The sequence below is a fragment of the Taklimakanibacter deserti genome (assembly GCA_003574785.1).
Genome location: QORU01000005.1, coordinates 218,400 through 236,830 on the forward strand (window position 1 = coordinate 218,400; position 18,431 = coordinate 236,830).

Sequence of the window (18,431 nt, forward strand, 5' to 3'; positions counted from 1 at the left end):
TCACCGCTGGTCTACTTCACGGCGGTCCGATTGGCGGGGTCATACTCATAGTGCCAGGGCTCATCGGGGGAAGTGAGCGGTCCCCTGAAGGACGGCCCCGCGGCCAATATGCTCTCTTTGAGCTTCACGTCCCACTTAGCGACGCGCCAAGTGCGCTCGACATCTTTCGAGCTGGTGCCGGCGATCATCGTTCCATTCTGGACCACCTGGAAATCCAGGGCGCGGGCCTGGCCATGGAAAGACAGCCCCGGTGCGGCGATTGCCGCCCTGTTGGTGCCCTCGAAACCGTTCAGCCAATTGCGCACCTTTTTGGGGTCGAGATCAACCCAACTCGGCGCATCGGATCCGAACTCCTCCTTCCATTTGGACAGGATCTCATCCGCAGCGACGCCGACGGACTCATTGTTGTTCCAATTGCGGATCTGGACGCCGAGGCTCCTGACATTGGTGTTGACATGGAGTTGGAAGCCGGGATTTGCTTGGGCAAAATGAGCGTTTACGGCGGCGACCTCGTCCAGAAGCGCCTTTTGCTCGGCAGATGCCTGGAAAGCCTTGATCTGTTCGTCGGTCCAGCTCCACCGCTTCACCAACCTTGATCCGGTGCGCAGATAAATTCGAAGGGCGAGAAGCTTTCTTCCCACATCCGGAATTTCCGCAAGGGCTTCTCTGGCCGGGGGCGGCACAAGCTCGTCACAGATCATGGTCAATGGATGCGGATAGGGCTTGACCGCCATGCAAGGTGAGATGATTGCGATGGAGGCCAATATCAGGATTGATACCGCAAACACGTCGGATGACCGGTGCGGCATTGAGAACTCCCTGCCGGCCTTCATTACGACTTACCGTTTCGCCCAGACTAGACGGTTTTGAGACATCCGAAAACCTCGTAAATTTGCGAGGTAGCGGCATGAAATAATCCTGATGTACGTTGCTGCGTCGGCTTCCGCAGCCGGTTCGCTCTGGGCGATATTTCAGGTCGCTTCCCGCTCTGGCGCAGGCCTCCGGTCAGATCACTCAGCACGGGAGTTTGGAATGGAGCCCACCGGGAAATTGAACTGGCAACAGGGCGAACGGACTGCAAAAGCCAGTTACTCCATTCCGTATATTGGCGAGTTGAATATCGAAGTCCACGCTGAACTGCCTGGCGCCGGCGGTCCGCAGCCGGCGGATGATCAAAGGAAATTGGCGCTCCGTCACGCCAGGCTTCTGGTGCGCAGCTTCGTCAATGCCCTCGATCGGCAGTCGGCGTGATGATACTTGTGGGAAGACAGCGCAAGTTCGGGAGATTGGGAAGCTCGGCCCACGGCAGCCGATAAGGGGGCAAAGCGATGCCGCTGCGCCGATTGAAGGACTCCGAGACTGCCACGCTGATCATTGCGACGAGCGGCGTTCAGTTGGCGAATGGGTTCTTTGGAACTTTTTTGTCATTGCGCGTGGCACTCGAGGGCTTCGACCCGGTCATGGCGGGTCTGGTGCTCAGCAGCTATTTCGCCGGATTCACTGCGGGTGCATTGCGCTGTGCGCCGCTGATCAGGCGAATTGGCCACATTCGATGCTATGCGGCGTTCGCCGGAATGGTGATCGCGGCCACCGCGGCGATGCCGCTCTTGGTCGGCGCCTGGCCCTGGATAGTCTTACGCGTGATTGTAGGATTTGGGTGCGCCGGAATCTTCGTGACGGCGGAGAGCTGGCTGAATGCCAAGGCCAAGCCGTTGGAGCGAGGGCGCATCTTCTCGCACTATATGCTGGGTACTTTCATAGCCCTGGCCCTGGGCCAGCTCCTGATCATCGGTGCACGGGTTGAAACGGCGGCGCCGTTCAGCAGCATCAGCGTCTTGTTTGCCTTGTCATTGATCATCGTCAGTACGACTCGCGCTGAAGCGCCCTTGACCGCGGATGCTCCAAGCCTGTCCGGCGCACAGCTCTTCCGCACGGCTCCCGTTGCCGTCATGGGTTCCGCTTTGAGCGGCCTCATAACAGCCGCCTTCTATGCACTCGTTCCAGCATGGATGCAGGGCGTCGGGATCGAACGGACGACGATCGGATTTTGCATGCTTGCGGCCGTGCTCGGGGGCCTCGCCTTCCAACTCCCCATTGGCTGGCTCTCGGATCGTTCTGACCGACGGGTCGTTCTGGCTGTCCTTTGCACCGGCCTTGCGATGAGCGCCGGCACTTTGGTCTTCATGCCGCGTAGTCTGCCCGCCATTCTGCTGGTTTCGTTCCTGCTCGGCGGATTCATGTCGACGCTGTATCCCGTATCTGTGGCCCATGCGCACGACCGCATGCCGGGCGATCGTGTGGTGGCCGTCAGCGGCCGGCTCATATTGTGGAACGGGATTGGCTCCATCGCCGGGCCCCTTGCCGGAGCGATTCTGGTATCCAATTTCGAGATCAATGGCATATTGTATCTGATGGCTGTCGCTGCACTCGTTCTGATGGTCCTCTCACTGGGCAGGAGTTTGATCAGAGCGTCGCCGCTGCGCCTCAAGAGGCCATTCAGGATTCTAGCCCCGCAGGCGGCGCGGCTTGCGCATGCCCCTATGGAGGATCCCGAGAAGGGACCAGCGCCGAATGAGGGCTCGGCACCGTGATCGAACCGGCAAGTTATTCCGCGACCGAGGTGCTTCGGGATGGACGCACGATAGAGATCCGCGCTCTCAGGCCGCAGGACCAGCAGGCACTCATTTCGGCCCTTGATCGAAGCAGCCCTCAGTCGATTTTTCGCCGGTTTCTGGGGGCGAGGCATCACTTCACGGAACAGGAAATCTCATATTTTGTGAATGTCGACTTTGTCCATCACGTGGCCTTGGTTGCGGTTGCGGATGAAAACGGCAAGCCTGTCGTGATCGGCGGCGGCCGTTATATCGTCATCCCGCGGACCGCAAAAGCCGAACTAGCCTTTGCCGTGGTCGATCAGTACCAGAGGCAAGGCATCGGCGCCGCATTGATGCGTCATCTCGTGATCCTGGCCCACAACGCCGGGTTGGAAGAACTGGTTGCGGATGTACTGGCGAGCAACACGGCAATGCTGAAACTATTCGAGAATACCGGCTTGTCCATGAGCACCACACGCGAGTCCGAGATCGTGCACGTTGCTCTCGGCTTGTCGTTGCCGGCGTGAGGTGGGAAGCAATCAGGGAATGTTCAGGGGCTCTTTTGCTTGTCGCGAGTCCGGTTGCCTTCTGGCCCCATTTTTCTGATCTTATGTTCCATCTCGAACACATTGCAATACAGGTTCGCGATCCATTGCCGGCCTCCAACCGTCAGGGCGAGATAGTTCAGCGCATCCAGTACGAAGGGCTCGACCTTGGTCCAGAAGAATAGGGGGTACTTGTCCGCGATGTCAGCGGGAGTCCCATAGCCGAGCCTTTCGTTGCAGCCGATCTCTTCAAACTCATGGAAAAGAGCATTCAGTTTCCGGGGGTAGAAGGGGTCGGCGAGCTGCCCAATCAGATCAGCAGCCCGGACCAGGCCGGCCTCGGTGTCCGTCTCGCGGTGATCGCTATCCTCCGGCACCGGAAAACGCGTCAGCTCGATCGCTCGTGCTATGCGGTCAGCGTCAATGATCGGATGTAACGCGAAACGCTCGCGCACGGCGATCTTGGAGCGATCGATATGATAGGGTGCAAGGCTCGCGTCGGAAGCGCCCGCCGGAGGCGAGAAGACCTCACCCCGCTCATTGATGACATAGGCGCCCTCCTTGTCACCGCTGCAAATTCCTCGGACATAGCCAATATCGTGCGCAAGCGTCGCGATAGTGAAATGGAGCCAGTCCTCAGGCGAGACATCCATTTTGAATCGGCGTCCGCGCAGGATATCCTGGCCGACCAGCGTCACCAAAGCCGTGTGCTCCGCATCGTGATAGAGCGCATCGCTCAAGCTCAGGCGTTCGAATATGAGACTTGCGCCTTCGCGTATCGTGTTGGCAAAACGCGGCTCGCGTCGCCCATAGGCGCGGTCGTAGAGGCTTGCGAGATGATCGGCGAAGGCCTCAGCGAATATCGTCGCCGGATTGAGCATCGCCAACCATGATCCGAATTCACGGCGCAAACAAGAGGCTTCGTTTAGGCAAGCCAAGTCGGCAAGCTACTCGTCAGCTTGCTGCATCACGACGTGCAGTTGGTCGTCCGAGAGGCCGGGATAGCGGTCCTTGACGGCGAGGACAGCGTCACGCTTTGCCGTGTAATCAAGCTCGGCGCCGGTCTTGCGCAGGCGCCCTCTCTTTTCCGCCAACAGGGTCCTCAGATACTCGACAGCTTCGGTCACTTCGTCCGGTTTCAGCGGCATGGTCTCACCACACTCCCAAGGTAACGTTTTCACCAAAGCATGCCGCGCGAGCGCTCGGATGCCAGCGAAGATACATCAGACGTCGCACCCTCATTGATATTTCAATCCCTTCAACCAAACACCGAAGAATACTTGCAGGCTGTTGTCATCCGTCGGTTCGTCATTGACGAAGGCGTCGTTGAAGTCGACATACGTGACTCCGGCACCAAGCGTCACGATGGCCACGGGACTCCAATAGATGCCGCCACCGACGCCCAACGCTTCGCCCGCTTCTTCATAGTCCTCATAACCAATGCCGAGCTCGATCCGCGTCTCTTCGGTGAGACTGGCGAGGATGCCCGCACTTCCCGCCCAAAACTCGTCATCGGTGCTGAGCGGCGCGAGATTGTTGGCATAGACCGATGTCCCTTCGCCGATCACCGCCGCGCCAAACAAATCGAAGCCCTCGCCAAGCCCGATCACGACACCGCCGCCGGCTGCCCAGTCATCGGCACCGTCCTTGTCTGACTGCCACAGTCCCACAACTTGGCCCGTGAAGCCGTCGCCCGAATACAGAGCGTATCCTTGAACCGACGGAATATCGTTCTTGGCATCGTTTTCCGTTTGCTCCGTAAGCACCGGACCTGGTTCGGACAGCACGAGAAAAGTCACCGTGTCCGTGTCATAGTCCGGATCTTCCAGCGCCAAGGCGAAGGACCAGGCATCCCGGGTATAGGTCAGCCGCATCTGTTCATTATAGGCGTCGGAAGGCCCAAAACTGCGCGTCGGGGCCGTGGCGGCATAGAAGTCCCAGCTTGTCACCAGGGTCGCGGTAGCGTCCTCTTGCCCTGCGAGCAGTTGCCAGTTGGGGGCAAACTTCCACCAGCCAAAGGCTCGTTGCATCTCGATTTCCTCGGAATAATCCGACAAATCGCCGCCGCCTTCGGCTTTGAGACGGAAATAGCCACCGACCTCGCCGACCGCCGTATCGGTCTTGCCCTGGACGACAAGACGGGCACGCAAAGCGATGTCCGCATTGTCGTCATTCTCGAAATCCGTATACAACAAGGCTGTACGAAGTTCGGCCGAAACGCTGACCTCAGCCGTCGGAGCAGCATCCGCGGCCGGCACGACCGACAAGGTGAAACCGGAGTCTTCCGGAATCACATCGTCTTTTTTTCCCGGACGAGAGTATTCAATATAGGTCTGACCGCCGCGGATAGACAAAAGACTATAGCCGGCGGGAACAGAAGCCTGTGGCTGCGCTTCCAGCCGCGAAATACGCGACTGGAGCGACTCGATCTCAGCTTTCAGGGAACTCAGTTCGTCAGCCCGAGCCAGCCCGGCAACCCACACCAACGCTGCACTTCCCAAAAGGAGGCGCGACAACCCCTTCATGCTCCCCTCCGAGCCTGATCTGCGATGCACCCGATAGCTTCAGGCAGACTCAAATCGCCGCAGATGCAACGCGGCAGGCGTACCCAGCGAAATCTACTTCATACGAGGCCCCCTGAAACCTCGTAAATTTGCGAGGTAGCGCCACAAAATATTACTGGTGCACAATGTCCCGCATCCGGCGGCATATGTGTACAGCGAGGGCACTGGGGTTCGGGATGTCGGCTAAAGCGAATGGCAAGAGCCTTGGCATTGCGGCTTGCACGGCAATCGTGGTCGGCAACATGGTCGGCTCCGGCTTTTACCTCTCCCCAGCCATCGTGGCGCCCTACGGCAATCTTGCTGTCCTGGTCTGGATCATCATGGGCCTGGGTGCCGCCTGTCTCGGCCTGGTGTTTGCGAGACTCGCCCGGCTCGCCCCGACGACGGGAGGGCCTTATGCCTATACTCGTCTTGCCTATGGCGATTTTCCCGGTTTTCTCATTGCCTGGGGATACTGGATTTCCATCTGGTCCACCATGCCCATCATCGCCATCGCCTTTGCCGGCGCTGTGATCGAGCTGTTCCCGTCGCTCCATGGTCGCATCGTGGTTGTGGTGCTCACCCTTGGCGCCATCTGGGCCGTCGTGCTTGTGAACCTTCGCGGCGTCAGCGCCGCCGGTCTCTTCGCCGAGCTTACGACCTATTCCAAGCTGCTGCCTTTTGCGGCTGTGGCCATATTCGGCCTTCTTTACGTCGATATATCGAATTTCGCGGAGTTCAACCCGAGCGGGCAGTCGATCATCGGAGCCACCGCCGCGCTCGCGCCCGTCACCATGTTTGCGTTTCTGGGCCTCGAATCGGCGACGGTTCCTGCCGGCGACGTGCGAAATCCGGCGCGCACCATTCCTTTTGCAACCGTGCTGGGCATCACGATCGCGGCGGTGCTCTACGTTCTCGGTACAGTGGCGGTGATGGGCATCGTTCCTCGTGCGGAGCTTGTGAAGTCGGTTGCCCCCTTCGCCGATGCGGCCGGAATCATGTGGGGAGAGGTGGGCAGGATAGCGGTGTCGCTCGCCGTCATCATATCGTCGATCGGCGCGCTCAACGGCTGGACCCTGCTGATGGGCCAGGTCCCGATGGCAGCGGCAAATGACGGACTCTTTCCACCCGTATTCAGCCGGCTTTCGGCCCGAAATGTGCCGGCAATCGGCATTGTCGTCTCGGCCCTTTTCTCCACCGTGCTGGTATTGACCCAAGCCGCGGGCTCGGAGGGCTTTGCGGCATTCTATAAACTCGTTGTCGGCCTCGGCACAATGACGGCGGTGATCCCCTATGCCTTCTGCGCGCTGGCCGGAAGCCTCGTGGCAAAACGCGTCAGTAAAGGCGCAGCCATCCCGCGTGTGACGGTCATTGAAATCGTCGCCTTCATCTTTGCGATATTCACGCTGATCGGCTGCGGAGCGGAACCGGTTCTTTATGGCCTGGTCTTGCTGCTTCTCGGCGTTCCCTTCTATGTCTGGCTACGTCGCATCATGCCAGCTACCTTAAGCTAGGTCGTGCACTGATATGGCCAAGAAAACTCCGCCTGTCGTCGCCGAACCCAACTCACACGAGGTCCGGATTTGGATCTTGCGGAGATTGCTTCGTAACATCAACCCTACCCCAGCTTGCGTAGTGCGAATCCATCCGCAGCTGCGTCCCGGCTGGAGCGCCACTGCCCTCAACTACCCTATGAACGCCGTCACCACGACCCTTGCCTATGACAGTAGCGGCCGATTAGATTTGGCAGCTACGGCAACCGGTCGTCAGTCCCGCAAATTTGCCTAAGGGAGCCTCACCATGGATTTCTCAGTGATCGACGTCGAACTCGTGCTGAAGCTCCTTATCCTCTTGCTGATCGGTATGGGTCCCAAGATCGCATTGGTCCCTTTTCTCGAGAAGACCAAGCACCTCGATGCAGAGACACAACGGGCAGTGGGACGGCAGATGGTTATGACGGCGGTGGTCACGGCCGTCATCCTGTTCGCCACCGGTTGGTTCCTCATGCGCCTCCTCCACATTACCGGCGGCGCCGTCGCAGTCGCGGGCTCGATCATCTTTGCGATCCTTGCCATCAATATGGTGTCAGGCCCGGGCAAAAAGGTCGAGGAGGCGGAAGCAGGGGGCCCAGAGGATCCGAAGCACATCGCGATCTATCCGCTCGCGATACCCTATCTGCTGAACCCTGTGGGTATCACGTTGCTGATTGTTTCGTCCGGTGAAGTCGTCTCGATTGCGAGTGCCGGACTTGTCTTGGGGCTAGTCCTGCTGGTTGGCGCGTTGGACTATCTGGTTTTTGCCAATATCGACAAGTTGTCGAAGCGCATGAGCCCCGTAAGCTTGGTTGTCTCTGAAGTTGTGTTCGGGATTCTCTTGACCGCGGTTGCTGTCCAACTGATGGTTTACGGACTAAATTCTCTCGGGATCATTGCCACGACCGGTCACTAAAGCATGATCCGGAAAAGCTTGTGGCCGGGTTAAACCCGGCCATCCCGGTTTTCCGGAAAAATCATGCGTAAACAAAAAAGACAAAGCGCGATGGCGACTCGATCTAAAGCCATCGCGCTTTAGTTCAACTGTGCCATTTGATGCCGGCGAACTTTCCGTCGATGATCGTGCCCTTTTTGCCACGCACGATCTCCGGGATGTCGGCGAGCGCGCCGATGGCGGCGGATTTCCCCGTTTTCCTGGCGAACTGACAGGCCGCGTCGACCTTTGGTCCCATCGATCCCGCCGGGAAACTGTGCTTTGAGATCGCGTCCGGATTTGCCTCATGTATGGCCTTGGCCTCAGGCGTGCCGTAGCCGATGAAGACCGCGGTCGCGTCGGTCGCCATGATGTAGAGGTCGGCGCCCAGTTCTCTGGCCAGAAGCTCCGAGCACAGGTCCTTGTCGATCACCGCTTCCACGCCCACGAGCTTTCTGTCGGCGCCCTTCTCATACATCGTCGGAATGCCGCCGCCGCCGGCGCAAATGACGATCGTCTTGTGGTCCAGCAGCCAGCGGATGGGCCGGATCTCGAATATGCGTTTGGGCGCCGGCGAGGCCACGACGCGCCGCCACTTCGCGCCATCCTGCTTGAACACCCACCCCTTCTCCGCCTTGATGCGATCCGCATCGGCCTTCTCATAGACGGGCCCGACGAATTTTGTCGGGTTCTTGAACCCGGGATCGTCGCCGTCGACCTCCACCATGGTGAGCAGCGTGGCGAAGGGGACCTCGAAGGGAAGCAAATTGCCGAGTTCCTGCTCGATCATGTAGCCGATCATACCTTCGGTTTCGGCGCCGAGGACATCAAGCGGATAGGCCTCGTCCGGCTTGTAGGCAGCGCCCTGGAGCGCCAGGAGTCCGACCTGAGGGCCGTTGCCGTGGCTGATCACCACCTGATGCTCGGAGGCGATCGGCGCGATCGCCTGTGCCGCGACCTTGATGTTGTTCCGCTGCGTCTCCGCGGTCATCGGTTCGCCCCGCTTCAGGAGCGCGTTGCCGCCCAACGCTATCACCACTCGCATGATCAGTCTCCCAGCGTGGCCACCAGCAGCGCCTTGATCGTGTGCAGGCGATTTTCCGCCTGCTCGAAGGCGACATTCGCTTCCGACTCGAAGACTTCATTCGTCACTTCGAGTCCATCCGACATCCCGTAGTCCTTGGCGATCTGCTTGCCCAACACGGTCTCGGTGTCGTGGAAGGCAGGCAGGCAGTGCATGAACTTCACCTGCGCATTGCCGCTCGCCTTCATCAGCTTGGCGTTCACCTGGTAGGGGGTCAGCAGCTTGATGCGTTCCTTCCACACGTCCTTGGGCTCGCCCATCGAAACCCACACATCGGTATGGATGAAATCGACACCCTTGACCGCGGCGGCGGTATCCTCGGTGATCATCAGCCGCGCGCCGGATTTTTTGGCAAGATCCTTGGCGATCGACTGATACTCGTCCGAGGGCCACAGTTTCTTCGGGCCGCAGATGCGCACATCCATGCCCATCAGGCAGCCCACGATCAGCAGCGAATGTCCCATGTTGGAGCGCGTGTCGCCGAGAAACGCATATTTGATCTCGCTGATCGGCTTTTCACTGTGCTCGCGCATGGTCATGACGTCGGCAATCATCTGAGTAGGGTGGTACTCGTCGGTGAGGCCGTTATAGACCGGCACGCCCGCAAATTTTGCGAGCGTTTCCACGCCCTTCTGGGCGGAGCCGCGATATTCGATGGCGTCATACATGCGCCCGAGCACGCGCGCCGTGTCCTTGAACGATTCCTTGTGGCCGATCTGCGATCCGCTCGGGTCGAGATACGTGACATGGGCGCCTTGATCGTAGCAGGCGACTTCGAAGGCGCAGCGCGTGCGGGTCGAAGTCTTTTCGAAGATCAGGCAGATCTCCTTGCCCTCGAGATGCTTTTGCTCGGTGCGCGCATATTTCGCCCGCTTGAGGTCGCGCGCAAGGTCGAGGAGATAGCGGAATTCGCGCGGCGTGTAGTCCTGGACAGTCAATAAGGACCGGTTGCGAAGATTAAGGCTCATCTCTCTGCTCCATCATTCAGCGTGATTGTCGGATGGGTGCTCAATAGGCGGGCTCGCGCCAGATCGGGCAGGTCATGCAATGGCCGCCGCCCCGGCCCCGGCCGAGCTCGGCGCCACGGATCGTGATCACCTCCACGCCTGCTTTGCGCAGCAGCGTGTTGGTATGGGTGTTGCGGTCATAGGCGACGACCACGCCGGGCTCCAGCGCCACGACGTTGTTGCCGTCGTCCCACTGCTCCCGCTCGGCTTCATAGGCGTCGCCACCCGTGCCGACCGTGCGCAGCTTGTTGAGGCCCAGCGCATCGCGGACCACTTCGAGCATCGGCTTGTCTTCCTGCCGCGCTTCGATGCCGCCATTGCCGTCGGTTGGATAGAGGCTGTAGCAACGGATCTGGCTGACCACTTCCTCGAACAATGTCACGAGATCGCGGTCGCAGAAGCTGAACACCGTGTCGAGATGCATGGCGGCCCGGCTTTTGGGCATGAGGCAGCCTATGACCCGTGTCGCCGCCTTGGCCTTGAACAGCTCTCGGGCGACCTGTCCCACCGCTTGATAGGTGGTTCGCTCACCCATGCCGATGAGGACGACGCCCTTGCCGATGGGCATCACGTCGCCGCCTTCCATGGTGGAATTGGCATAGTGGCTATCGGAATCGCCCCACCAGATCTTGAAGTTTCCGCCCTTGAACATGGGATGGAATTTGTAGACGGCGCGCTGCAATAGCGTCTCCGGCCTGCGGGCCGGCCAGTACATCGGGTTGCAGGTTACCCCATTGTAGATCCAGCAGGACGGATCGCGTTGGAACAACGTGTTGGGGATCGGGGGGAGCACGAAGTCGCTGTCGCCGAAGGCCGTTTTCATCAGTGTTTTGGCTTTTCCGTCGGGAAGATCGGAAATGGCGATGCCGCCTATGAGAAAGACCGCCAGTTGCTTGGCCGGAATTTCATTGAGCCAGCTTCGCATGAATGACGCAACCTGAATCCCCACGGCATTCTCGGTAATCTGTCGGTCGAGAACGAAACTTCGAGCCTCCTTGTCCTCGAGCGCTTCCGCCAGAAGATCATGCAGTTCCAGAACCTCGACCCCTCTCTCTTTCATCTTCAGGGTGAAATCGTAGTGATCCTTCTGCGCTTCGTGCACCCAGATGACATCATCGAACAGAAGGCTGTGACAGTTGCCGGGAGTGAGCCGCTGATGGGCGAGCGAGGGCCTGCACACCATGACCGTCTTGAGCTTTCCGACTTCCGAATGAACTCCATACTCTCGCATTTACATTCTCCAGAGCTTGAATGGGACGTCTTTATCCAGCGGTCACAGCGGACTGATCTTGCCGGTCCACATCAAGTAGGCGGCCAGGACAGCAAGCAGCACGATCACCACGGCCACGATAATCTCGAAGCCCTTGAACACAGATTCGCCACGTTCGCGCCGCGCTATGGCGTAGACCAGAATGCCGGGCGCAAACAAAACGGCGCACATCAGCAGGTAAGTGAGCCCCGCGGCATAGACGAGCCAGAGGCCGTAGACGGTGGCCAGGCCGCCAATCCACATGTCCCTGTTGCGCGAACCACCGTCGCGGGAATAGGTCTCTCCGCTGGCCGCAAGCTTCAAGGCATAAGCGCCGGAGAGGACATAGGGCGGAAGAATGGCGACAGAAGCGATGAAATAAAAGAACTGATAGGCGTCCTTGGAGAAGTAGCTGACGATCAGGAACAGCTGGATGAGAGCGTTGGTCGCCCATAGCGAATTGGCGGGGGAACCGTTGGCATTTTCAAACGCGAACCACCGCGGAAATGTGCCGTCGCGCCCGCAGGTGTAGGGGATTTCGGCGCACAGCAGCGTCCATGAGAGAAAGGCGCCGCCCACGGAAATCATGAGGCCGATGTTGATCAGTGCCGCCCCCCAGCTGCCGACCAGAGGCTCGAAGACCCCCGCCATTGAAGGCACCTTGAGTCCGGCAAGTTCGGGCTGGCTGAGCACTCCGGTTGCCAGCAGCGAGACCAGGACATAGAGGCCGAGCGCGCCGAGGAATCCGATGACCGTGGCCCGTCCCACGTCGGAGCGGCGGGCGGCTCGCGCCGAATAGACGCTCGCTCCCTCGATGCCGATGAACACCCACAAGGTGACCAGCATCGTGCTCTTCACTTGATTGACGATCGATCCAAGGCCGCCCGCGCCCTGGGAGTCGGGCTCGCCCCAGAAGTTGAAGGTGAACTTGTCCCAGTTGAATGCCACGATGGCGACGAGGACGAAGAGAAACAGCGGCACTAGTTTTGCGATCGTTGTGACGATATTGACGAAAGCTGCCTGCTTGATTCCATTCAGCACCAGCAGGTGAATGAGCCACAGGCAGATCGATGCGCCGATGATCGAGACGAGGTTATTGCCATCCCCGAACATCGGGATGAAATGGGATAGCGCCGAGAAGATGGCGACCGCATAGGCGACGTTGCCGAGGAAGGCGCTGAGCCAGTAGCCCCAAGCGCTATTGAAGCCGACGAACGATCCGAATCCCGCCTTCGCATAGGCATAGGGCCCGGCATTGAGCTCGGGCTTGCGCGTGGCGAGGTTCTGATAGACGAAGGCGAGCATCAGCATGCCGAAGCCGGTGATGAGCCAGCCGATAAGGATCGCGCCCGGTGAGGCGCCCTTCGACATGTCGGAGGGCAGGTTGAACACGCCGCCGCCGATCATCGAGCCGATGACGAGGGCAATCAGCGGGATGAGAGAGAGTTTCTGTGTTTCGGTGGAACGCGCTTCGATCGCCTGTTCGGTGTCAGTCGCAGTCATGGTTCCCTCCCCAGCCGCGCCGGCGCTGACGGCATCAGGCGGCCAAAGCGAGCCATCGCTATCGCCTTGAGCGGATGCGTCACGTCACCGGTTCAGCATCAGGCAACTCCACCGGCTTTCAGGACTGGGCCGGCCATTCCGGTCTGAAGCTACATCAGCGCAGACAGCGCGAGACCTCGTAAATTTGCGAGGTAGCGGCATGAATTATTACTGATGCGCGGGTTGCTTCGATCGGCAAGAGAAGGACGAGCCGGCATCGCTGATACGGCTTTGCCTTGTTCGGGAAACTTCGCTGGGCAGGTTTGCCGCATGCACTGCTGATGTTGAACGCGATGCAACTCCTGCGAGCGAGGCACGCGCGGTGGGTGAATGACACTCGTAATACCGCCGACAGCTTTGCAGGTAATTTTACCAGCTTGCGTGATTGGCGATTTGGACGAGACTTTGCCTCGCGGCCTGGTGAGCGCCCAGACACTTCAATCAGGCCGTAGGTCTGCGACTTGGTGACCCTGGTCGAGCCCGCCCCCGGCGCTGCGGCTCCCGCCTGGCGCCGGGGATTGTATCCTGCATGCAGCAGGGTGAGCGCGCTATTCAAAGATGGCCGAGAACCAGATCATTCTCCTCGTAAAATTACGAGGTCTCACGACGTTTCTACGACTGTATAGTAAAATCGAAACAGCAAGTATGAGATGTTTGGATGGCACCGACAACCCTTGTCATGACACAGGCGAAGATTCGGCCTGCGCATGCGGATACGCCGTGACCGCCATCATTTGTTGTCGAGGCAACTCGTTGGCTCAAGGCTGTGAAGATTAGCCATTCCGACGCGTCTGGTTTGATCGGCAGCCTCGCTATTGGCAATCGTTCGGAGGGTCGAAGCATGTCTCTCAGCCGCCAGATCAAGTCGATTGGCATGACCGTTGCGACGATCATGATCTTCATGGCCCAGGATCCCGTGATCCTGTCGGCGCAGGACTCCAGCGCAACGTCCGCCGCGGCCGACGCCAGCCAGCAACCTCTCTCAGCCGAAGAGCTTGAGACCCTCGTGGCGCGCATTGCGCTTTATCCGGATGACCTGGTGGCGCTTGTCATGGCCTCCTCGCTTTATCCGCTGCAGCTCATCCAGGCCGATCGCTACCTCTCCGACGTCAAGAGCAAGCCAGACCTGAAACCGGACCCGGATTGGGACGGCAGCGTTATTGCGCTGCTCAACTATCCGGACGTCCTCAAGATGATGAATGACGACCTCAAATGGACAGAGCAGTTGGGCAACGCGGTCCAGACCCAGCAGAAAGATCTGTTGGTGGCTATCCAGGAGTTGCGCGACCGGGCGGTGGCAAATCGCATCATAAAATCAGACAGCAAGATTACCGTTAAAGAAGAGAACAACAATGTGATCATCGCACCGGCGAAGGAGGAAGCCACCTATGTGCCGACATATGACCCGGCCATTCTGAGCCCGACCTATGTCTACGAGGAAAGCGCTCCGCCCCCCGTCTATTACGGTGACCCCTACCCTTCCTATTATTATCCCTACGCACCCTATTGGCCCGGATTCATCACCGGCGCGTTCTGGGGTGCGGCGATCGACTGGGATGACTGGCATTCCTGGGGCGGTGACGTCGATGTCGACATCGATATCGACGGTGATTTTGATTTTGACCGCAATCGTCTCGAGCACTGGGACAGGAACAACTTCAACCAGTGGAACAAGAACAACTTCAAATTCGACCGCAACTCGATCAATAACCGGCTGAGGAACAATAATTTCGATCGGCTTGACCGCAAGGCCGGCAACCGCGGAAACCGTGTTTCGAATTTGCCCGCTGGCGGCAATAGGATCACAGGCAAGGATGTAAGGCGGGACGTGAAGCAGGGCCTGAAGAAGCAAGGCCAAGGGCAACGTCAACGACCCGCCAATGTTGCGGACCGTAAAGCGGGCCAGGGCTCGCAACGGGCAGGCACCAGGCCGTCCCAGGGTGCCAGGAACGTGGCTGCGCAGAGAAAGAAGGCAAGCAGCACTCGCAACCGGGCCGCACAGCGCCCCGCCTCCAAAGTCGACCGGCGTCCCAAGCAGATGTCCGGCCTGGGTGACTACGGCCGAGGCCGCAGCGCCAAGCAGTATTCGAAGCGCGGACAATTCAGCCGCGGAGGCGGCAGAGGAGGCTATGGCGGCGGCCCGAAGATAAGGCGCCCGATGGGTGGCCGCGGCGGCTTCGGCGGCGGCGGCAGGGGCGGCAGGGGCGGCAGAGGCGGCGGCCGCCGCTGAGCATCACATCCTGATCCATACCGATTCCAGGAGACTGACCATGCGACGCACCACTTCAATCCTCCTCTTCACGGCAACGCTGCTCTGGGGTGCCGCCGGCATTCCCTCGGCCGACGCCGCGCCGTCGATCGAGAGGTTCTTCGGCGATGAGCCGCAAACATTCAAGGAACCGGCAGAGGCCGTCGAGGCGTTCAAGGCCAAGATGATCGCGAAGGACGTGCCTGGCCTGGCGCAGATCATCGGGCTCGATGCCAAGGAGATCGCCAAGACGGAAGACTTCGACAAGCGGTTGACTGAGCTGCAGACCGCCACGAAGGAGAAGGTCGAAGTCAAGGAGACGAAGCCCGATCGCCGCGAAATCCTGCTTGGCAACCTGCTATGGCCATTTCCGTTCCCGCTGGTGAAGAGCGCGAAGGGCTGGCAGTTCAACACCGAGGAAGGCCTTGAGGAGATACTGGTCCGGCGCATAGGCGAAAACGAGATCGAAGCCATCGAAAACTCCCGCAACTACATTACGGCGCAGCAGGATTACGCAAGCGAGGATCGCGACGATGACGATGTGCTGGAATTCGCGCAGAAACTCATGAGCACTGAAGGAGCGCATGACGGGCTTTATTGGCCCGCTGATGATGACGGAGAAAGTCCTGCCGGTCGATTTGTAGAGGAGGCGAAGCTCGGGCAAACCGGCGCTCCCGCGGACCAGGGCTATTTCGGATATCGGTTCCGTATTCTGGGCGGGCAAGGGAATAATGTTGCCGGCGGCCGATATGATTATGTGATCAATGGGAACATGATTGCCGGATATGCGCTGGTGGCGTGGCCGGCGCGCTATGGCGAAACCGGGATAAAGACCTTCCTCGTGAGCCATCACGGCACGGTCTATGAGAAGGACCTTGGCCCCAATACGGCGAAGCTTGTCCAACAGATCAAGCGTTTCAACCCCGACAAGACCTGGAATGAGGTCCCGAACTAGAATGCTGGGACTGTAATCGTCCATGAGAGTCAGCATTGCATCAGCGAGCGCATCACCAACTCTGGCGATGCGCTTTATTTCTTAGACGTTTCTGTATTTCTGCGCCTCATCCAGGTCCTCCTCCGCAAGGCACCAGCGCTGTCTGCTTCCACTGACGCTTGCCACGCTTCCATTATGCCGAAGGGCTATTCTTTTGAGTTTAACAATCACTTTTCTGTTGACATCGTGGGCCAAACGGCAGGATTTGGAGAATATCAAGATCGAAAGAAATGCGTCCGGAATTCCTGGCTGCCGGGCGTTTTTTCGTATCCTGAGAGGGTCGACTTGACTTGCCTCGAAAGTCACATCTGAGAGACGCCGTTGAATAGGATCGCACCTGGGACCGGTGGGGTGTTTGATACTGCGCCGCCTCGCGCAGCCGGCTCGCTCCGTGCGGTTCTTCGTGCTACAACAATGTCCAGCCGGGCGAGGAGCAAAGCAATGAGCCGTCCACGCGTCCTGTTGGCTGACGACCATCGCATCGTCAGCGAGGGGCTGAAGGGCCTTCTTGCCGATGATTTCGAGCTGGTCGGCATGGTTGAAGACGGACGTGCGCTGATCGCCGCCGCCAGGACGCTCAAGCCCGATGTCGTAGTGGCCGACATATCGATGCCGCATGTGAACGGGATCGATGCCGTAGCCCAGCTGAAAAAGGACAATCCGGACATCAAGGTCGTCTTTCTGACGATGCACCAGGATTCAGCCTATGCGCGTCGGGCGCTCGACGCCGGCGCTCACGGCTTTGTGGTGAAGCACTCCGCCACCGCTGAACTCGTCATGGCCATTCACGCCGCGCTCAAGGGTCAGACTTTCATAACACCTGCGCTGACCGGCGACTTGCTGCGACAGGGGAACAAATCATCGAACATCGACGATGCCGCCAAGTTGCTGACCGCGCGACAGCTCGAGATCCTGCGGCTGCTGGCGGAAGGCCGTTCAGCGAAAGAAATTGCGATAAGCCTTGCAATATCCCCGCGCACCGTCGAGTTTCACAAATATCAGCTGATGGAGGCTCACGGGCTGCACAGCAATGCGGAGCTGATTCACTTTGCGATCAAGCACGGCGTGGTGACCATCTGATCGGAGAAAACTACTCCGCCTTGATCGCCAGCAAGGTCAGCAATAGCCCGATTGTCGAGAAAAGAATGATTACCTGCGCTTCCATGGCTCGCTCCCGCAGCCGAAATGATGCATCTGCTGACGGCATCCGGAAATAACATAGGTGAATGAGCGCGAACAAACTGCGCCAGTAATTTTTCACCCGGTCCCCTCGTAAACTTACGAGGTCTCAAGCTCAGCTCTCGTCACGTAAAGTGAAGGTCCGTAGAGCTGATCCTTATGGGCTGCTCAGAAGGCAAGCAACGCAAACAAATGGATCGCACGATGTCGTCGCTCAGAATCACGTCCGTGGTGCTGGCCCTATCGATGATCACGGCCATGCCGGCAGCTCGAGCGGATGAAGCACAGGCCAAGCAGCTGTTCAAGGCGATGTCGGATTACATGGCCTCGCAGCAGAAGATCTCATTCAACCTCGACACCACCCTCGAGGTCGTTACCAAAGACGATCAGAAGATCGCCTTCGCAAGCTCCGGCAGCGTGACGCTCAACCGTCCTGACAAGCTTCGTGCCACGCGTAAAGGTGGGTTCGCCGATGTCGAGCTGGTCTTTGACGGAAGGACCGTCTCGCTGCTCGGCAAGGATGCGAATCTATACGCTCAGGCCGATATACCCGGCACCATCGACAACCTGGTCGACGTCATGCGGGACAAATTTCATCGCCCGCTGTCGGGAGCGGACCTGGTGATGTCCGACGTCTACGGTCAGCTCATGCCCCTGGCAACGGAAGTGAGGGATGTTGGAAGCGGCGTGATCCGGGGTGTGGAGTGCGATCATTTTGCATTCCGGGCAAAGGACGTGGATTGGCAGATTTGGATCGCGCAAGGTGACCATCCCTACCCTTGCCGCTATGTCGTGACCACCAAGGACGTCAAAGGGTGGCCGCAATATACGGTCGACATTCGGGATTGGAAGACGGGAGCCGAGGTCGCAGCCGACGATTTTGCCTTCACGCCGCCGGCAGAGGCGCGAAAGCTGAAGCCAGGTGAATTTCCCGATGTCGACGAACTGCCGAGCGCTCTGGTGAACAAATAAGGAGGTCA

Annotated in this window: 17 protein-coding genes; 9 read left to right on the forward strand and 8 right to left on the reverse strand. The window is 59.1% G+C overall.

Annotated features, from left to right (window positions below; all coding sequences use genetic code 11):
• Positions 1-11 precede the first annotated feature (11 nt).
• Positions 12-587, reverse strand: coding sequence for a hypothetical protein (locus tag DS839_RS12070; RefSeq protein ID WP_162918470.1), 576 nt, complete (start codon positions 585-587; stop codon positions 12-14).
• A 445-nt stretch (positions 588-1,032) separates the two neighbouring features.
• On the opposite strand from DS839_RS12070, the gene DS839_RS12075 reads away from it, so the two are divergent.
• The 3 genes from DS839_RS12075 to DS839_RS12085 all read left to right on the forward strand — a co-directional run bounded on the left by DS839_RS12075 (position 1,033) and on the right by DS839_RS12085 (position 3,121).
• Positions 1,033-1,251, forward strand: a complete 219-nt coding sequence (locus DS839_RS12075; protein ID WP_119270578.1) for a hypothetical protein — start codon at positions 1,033-1,035, stop codon at positions 1,249-1,251.
• A gap of 77 nt (positions 1,252-1,328) precedes the next feature.
• The gene (locus tag DS839_RS12080) at positions 1,329-2,591 is read left to right on the forward strand and encodes an MFS transporter (RefSeq protein ID WP_119270579.1); all 1,263 of its coding nucleotides are present in this window, start codon (positions 1,329-1,331) and stop codon (positions 2,589-2,591) included.
• Positions 2,588-3,121 carry a GNAT family N-acetyltransferase gene (locus DS839_RS12085; protein ID WP_119270580.1) on the forward strand — a complete coding sequence of 178 codons (534 nt, stop codon included), beginning with the start codon at positions 2,588-2,590 and terminating at the stop codon, positions 3,119-3,121. Before DS839_RS12080 ends, DS839_RS12085 begins: the two co-directional genes overlap by 4 nt.
• Before the next feature lie 23 nt (positions 3,122-3,144).
• Here DS839_RS12085 and DS839_RS12090 read toward each other — a convergent pair whose 3' ends face one another.
• From DS839_RS12090 to DS839_RS12100, 3 genes are all read right to left on the reverse strand, one after another.
• Positions 3,145-4,020 (reverse strand): metal-dependent phosphohydrolase, encoded by an 876-nt coding sequence (locus tag DS839_RS12090; protein WP_119270581.1) that lies wholly within the window; start codon positions 4,018-4,020, stop codon positions 3,145-3,147.
• 66 nt (positions 4,021-4,086) lie between these two features.
• The gene (locus DS839_RS12095; RefSeq protein ID WP_119270582.1) at positions 4,087-4,287 is read right to left on the reverse strand and encodes a hypothetical protein; all 201 of its coding nucleotides are present in this window, start codon (positions 4,285-4,287) and stop codon (positions 4,087-4,089) included.
• 90 nt (positions 4,288-4,377) lie between these two features.
• On the reverse strand, positions 4,378-5,664 hold the full coding sequence (locus tag DS839_RS12100; protein ID WP_162918471.1) for a porin: 1,287 nt from the start codon (positions 5,662-5,664) through the stop codon (positions 4,378-4,380).
• 215 nt (positions 5,665-5,879) lie between these two features.
• Between DS839_RS12100 and DS839_RS12105 the strand changes: the two genes are divergently transcribed.
• Together DS839_RS12105 and DS839_RS12110 are read left to right on the forward strand one after the other, a co-directional pair.
• Positions 5,880-7,196: an amino acid permease gene (locus tag DS839_RS12105; RefSeq protein WP_119270584.1), complete on the forward strand. Its 1,317-nt coding sequence runs from the start codon at positions 5,880-5,882 to the stop codon at positions 7,194-7,196.
• Between the two features lie 286 nt (positions 7,197-7,482).
• Positions 7,483-8,130 carry a MarC family protein gene (locus DS839_RS12110; RefSeq protein WP_119270585.1) on the forward strand — a complete coding sequence of 216 codons (648 nt, stop codon included), beginning with the start codon at positions 7,483-7,485 and terminating at the stop codon, positions 8,128-8,130.
• A 124-nt stretch (positions 8,131-8,254) separates the two neighbouring features.
• Here DS839_RS12110 and arcC read toward each other — a convergent pair whose 3' ends face one another.
• The 4 genes from arcC to arcD are packed head-to-tail and all read right to left on the reverse strand — an operon-like array spanning position 8,255 to position 12,991.
• Positions 8,255-9,193 carry a carbamate kinase gene (gene arcC / locus DS839_RS12115; RefSeq protein ID WP_119270586.1) on the reverse strand — a complete coding sequence of 313 codons (939 nt, stop codon included), beginning with the start codon at positions 9,191-9,193 and terminating at the stop codon, positions 8,255-8,257.
• Positions 9,194-9,195: 2 nt separating this feature from the next.
• Positions 9,196-10,200 carry an ornithine carbamoyltransferase gene (locus tag DS839_RS12120; RefSeq protein ID WP_119270587.1) on the reverse strand — a complete coding sequence of 335 codons (1,005 nt, stop codon included), beginning with the start codon at positions 10,198-10,200 and terminating at the stop codon, positions 9,196-9,198.
• A 40-nt stretch (positions 10,201-10,240) separates the two neighbouring features.
• Entirely contained in the window at positions 10,241-11,470 is a 1,230-nt protein-coding gene (gene arcA, locus DS839_RS12125; protein ID WP_119270588.1) for an arginine deiminase, read from the reverse strand.
• Between the two features lie 42 nt (positions 11,471-11,512).
• Positions 11,513-12,991 carry an arginine-ornithine antiporter gene (gene arcD, locus DS839_RS12130; protein ID WP_119270589.1) on the reverse strand — a complete coding sequence of 493 codons (1,479 nt, stop codon included), beginning with the start codon at positions 12,989-12,991 and terminating at the stop codon, positions 11,513-11,515.
• Between the two features lie 880 nt (positions 12,992-13,871).
• Between arcD and DS839_RS12135 the strand changes: the two genes are divergently transcribed.
• From DS839_RS12135 to DS839_RS12150, 4 genes are all read left to right on the forward strand, one after another.
• Positions 13,872-15,260, forward strand: a complete 1,389-nt coding sequence (locus DS839_RS12135; RefSeq protein WP_119270590.1) for a DUF3300 domain-containing protein — start codon at positions 13,872-13,874, stop codon at positions 15,258-15,260.
• A 40-nt stretch (positions 15,261-15,300) separates the two neighbouring features.
• The gene (locus DS839_RS12140) at positions 15,301-16,233 is read left to right on the forward strand and encodes a DUF2950 domain-containing protein (RefSeq protein ID WP_162918472.1); all 933 of its coding nucleotides are present in this window, start codon (positions 15,301-15,303) and stop codon (positions 16,231-16,233) included.
• A gap of 480 nt (positions 16,234-16,713) precedes the next feature.
• On the forward strand, positions 16,714-17,352 hold the full coding sequence (locus DS839_RS12145; RefSeq protein ID WP_119270592.1) for a response regulator: 639 nt from the start codon (positions 16,714-16,716) through the stop codon (positions 17,350-17,352).
• Between the two features lie 303 nt (positions 17,353-17,655).
• Entirely contained in the window at positions 17,656-18,423 is a 768-nt protein-coding gene (locus DS839_RS12150; protein ID WP_368911552.1) for a DUF2092 domain-containing protein, read from the forward strand.
• Positions 18,424-18,431 lie beyond the last annotated feature (8 nt).

Excerpts from the sequence above, each read along its gene's own strand:
- DS839_RS12075 (WP_119270578.1), top strand. The coding sequence starts at position 1,033 with ATGGAGCCCACCGGGAAATTGAACTGGCAACAGGGCGAACGGACTGCA.
- DS839_RS12080 (WP_119270579.1), top strand. The coding sequence starts at position 1,329 with ATGCCGCTGCGCCGATTGAAGGACTCCGAGACTGCCACGCTGATCATT.
- DS839_RS12090 (WP_119270581.1), bottom strand. The coding sequence starts at position 4,020 with ATGCTCAATCCGGCGACGATATTCGCTGAGGCCTTCGCCGATCATCTC.
- DS839_RS12095 (WP_119270582.1), bottom strand. The coding sequence starts at position 4,287 with ATGCCGCTGAAACCGGACGAAGTGACCGAAGCTGTCGAGTATCTGAGG.
- DS839_RS12100 (WP_162918471.1), bottom strand. The coding sequence starts at position 5,664 with ATGAAGGGGTTGTCGCGCCTCCTTTTGGGAAGTGCAGCGTTGGTGTGG.
- DS839_RS12105 (WP_119270584.1), top strand. The coding sequence starts at position 5,880 with ATGTCGGCTAAAGCGAATGGCAAGAGCCTTGGCATTGCGGCTTGCACG.
- DS839_RS12110 (WP_119270585.1), top strand. The coding sequence starts at position 7,483 with ATGGATTTCTCAGTGATCGACGTCGAACTCGTGCTGAAGCTCCTTATC.
- arcC (WP_119270586.1), bottom strand. The coding sequence starts at position 9,193 with ATGCGAGTGGTGATAGCGTTGGGCGGCAACGCGCTCCTGAAGCGGGGC.
- DS839_RS12120 (WP_119270587.1), bottom strand. The coding sequence starts at position 10,200 with ATGAGCCTTAATCTTCGCAACCGGTCCTTATTGACTGTCCAGGACTAC.
- arcA (WP_119270588.1), bottom strand. The coding sequence starts at position 11,470 with ATGCGAGAGTATGGAGTTCATTCGGAAGTCGGAAAGCTCAAGACGGTC.
- arcD (WP_119270589.1), bottom strand. The coding sequence starts at position 12,991 with ATGACTGCGACTGACACCGAACAGGCGATCGAAGCGCGTTCCACCGAA.
- DS839_RS12135 (WP_119270590.1), top strand. The coding sequence starts at position 13,872 with ATGTCTCTCAGCCGCCAGATCAAGTCGATTGGCATGACCGTTGCGACG.
- DS839_RS12140 (WP_162918472.1), top strand. The coding sequence starts at position 15,301 with ATGCGACGCACCACTTCAATCCTCCTCTTCACGGCAACGCTGCTCTGG.
- DS839_RS12145 (WP_119270592.1), top strand. The coding sequence starts at position 16,714 with ATGAGCCGTCCACGCGTCCTGTTGGCTGACGACCATCGCATCGTCAGC.
- DS839_RS12150 (WP_368911552.1), top strand. The coding sequence starts at position 17,656 with ATGTCGTCGCTCAGAATCACGTCCGTGGTGCTGGCCCTATCGATGATC.